This window comes from Bacillus sp. AFS001701, from assembly GCF_002559405.1.
Classification (GTDB): domain Bacteria; phylum Bacillota; class Bacilli; order Bacillales; family Bacillaceae_G; genus Gottfriedia.
In genome coordinates this window covers 1-2,157 of the sequence record NZ_NTZO01000653.1, presented here as the reverse complement: position 1 = coordinate 2,157, position 2,157 = coordinate 1, and the positions used below count along the sequence as shown (strand labels likewise).

The 2,157-nt window shown below is 30.0% G+C and carries 3 protein-coding genes; all 3 read right to left on the bottom strand.

What is annotated here, in order from left to right:
* Nucleotides 1-8: 8 nt before the first annotated feature.
* Complete coding sequence (locus CN514_RS24405; RefSeq protein ID WP_098234783.1) at nucleotides 9-422, bottom strand: hypothetical protein; 414 nt, start codon at nucleotides 420-422, stop codon at nucleotides 9-11.
* An 87-nt stretch (nucleotides 423-509) separates the two neighbouring features.
* Nucleotides 510-1,196 (bottom strand): Dph6-related ATP pyrophosphatase, encoded by a 687-nt coding sequence (locus CN514_RS24400; protein WP_098234782.1) that lies wholly within the window; start codon nucleotides 1,194-1,196, stop codon nucleotides 510-512.
* Between the two features lie 375 nt (nucleotides 1,197-1,571).
* Nucleotides 1,572-2,078 carry a dihydrofolate reductase family protein gene (locus CN514_RS24395; protein ID WP_286141826.1) on the bottom strand — a complete coding sequence of 169 codons (507 nt, stop codon included), beginning with the start codon at nucleotides 2,076-2,078 and terminating at the stop codon, nucleotides 1,572-1,574.
* Nucleotides 2,079-2,157: the final 79 nt, after the last annotated feature.

The following is a 2,157-nucleotide window of genomic DNA, read 5'->3' as shown; positions in this document are numbered from 1 at the left end:
CCTAAGTACTATTTTCTTCTAATTCCTTTTTGCCTAAGAATCTTAAAAGGAATATTAAAAGTTATATCCAAAAATGATAATATTCCCAAAGTGGCAACTAATAAACCGATTATAACTTTAATAAACTTTATTGACTTAAAACCAACTGAAATCAAGAAATGAAATAAAATGTGATAAACACATACAAATAATAGACAAATAATAATTCCTTTAATACTTTCCTTCCAATTTACCTTTTTTGATTCAAAGTAATAGATAATACTCTTTCCGATCTGATAAAGTACAAGATAAATAAATACCTCTTTAATATTCATATCAAACCCAGATACGATTAAAACGGCAGAAATTATTGCAATCAAAACTAGAGGTTTTAATCGAATTTTCATATATTTTTGTTTTCCTTTTTGAAATAAAGAATGCATAGGAAATTCTCCCTGGAAGTTTTTTGTTATCTGAATTTTACCATAATTAATTTAGTATTTTATATACTTTCTTCATTTCTAATTCTACTATGCAAGCTCTAAAGGCAAATAAGTATATTCTCCGTCTCTAATAATCTCACACTTTTTAACTAAAATAGGAAAATTAAAAATCGGTCCGTCTATTACGGTTGTATGAAACTCACCACTTTCTCCGCATGGATCAATTCCTCGAGTTTCAAGCTCCTTTACATATTTGTGAGTTAACGTTCGTCCTAAATCTTCTTCCCGCATTCCTAACGATAAATTGACCGATACAACAATCGTTTGAAAACCTCTGTTTATAAACTCATCGACAGCTTCACGGTGATTCATTTCCCATAATGGCATTCCAAGCTTTAATCCAACATTTTTTGTAACTTTATCATGCCAACAATCTTGAGTAGGCATATCAATGTCACCCGTTACTAATACATCTGCTCCTTGATTTTTTGCATTTTCTAATAGTTGTGTAAATACTTTTTCATATTCCTGCCAACTTGCCACCCCTGTATAAACAGGTAAACCGATTGATTCAGCTTGAGCGCGTATTATTTCCGGCGGCATTCCATGGGATCTAGATCGTTTCCCTTCTTCCTCTAGCATAACGATTAACCCAACCGCTTCCCCTATTTTCATAGCTTTATATAAAGCTAGTACACTATCTTTCCCTCCACTAAAAGAAGTTATAAATTTACGTCCAATAGCATTATTTTTCCAGTTTACTGTTTCTACCATTCAACTTACTCCCTTATCTTAATGACTTTTTCACTATATTTATATGGAGTAGAATTTTTTATTAAAATTAATTTAATACTATTTTTATATTCGACAAAATATTCAGCCTCCCTTGTTATTTATTGAACCATTTGTTACAAAAATAAGAAGACCAACAAAAGTGGATTTTTTTTATGGAATTAGCCAATAAAATAGAATCTAATTAAACTTCTCCCCCAGCTATACCTAGCCAAAAATTTAAATCTTTTTTTAAAGCTCTTAATTAAGCAAATAAAAAGATCTGCTACTGCAGACCACTAATAAAGGAACATGTAAAATTTATTTGTATGTTATATAACCAACAATCTACTCTACTAATTAGGAAAATTCAAAAGATTATTTCCTAACATAATGAAGCATAGCAAGTTGACCTAATTTTTCTACTTTCGTTAAAGTGTATTTTTGGGTAATGTCATCACCAATGTATAGAGAGATTCCTTTTCCCAAAACGATTGGAGCGATCGCCAGTTGAAATTCATCAATTAAATTTTCTTTAAAAAATTCGCTAGCTAGGTTTCCTCCACCAACAAACCATATATCTTTACCAGGTTGTTGTTTTAAATCTTGTATAAAAGTTTTAATATCTTCATCTATAAAAGTAGCATATTCATCTGATCCGGTTGAAGATTTTGAAAACACATAGTTTATATATGTACTATAAGGATACTCCATATCAAATCCACGAACGACATCATATGTTGCTTTACCCATTACAACAGTGTCAATTCTTTCTAAAAGTGTATTATAGCCAAAGTCACCTTCTACTTCTGTTGTTTCTAGCCATTCTAACGTTCCATCATTATTTGCTATGTATCCATCAATAGAAGTACCAATGTATAAAATAATTTTACGTTTTTTTCCATATTAAATCTCTTAACTTTATTTTTATGTTTGTATTTGTACATTACATATTCATTAATCT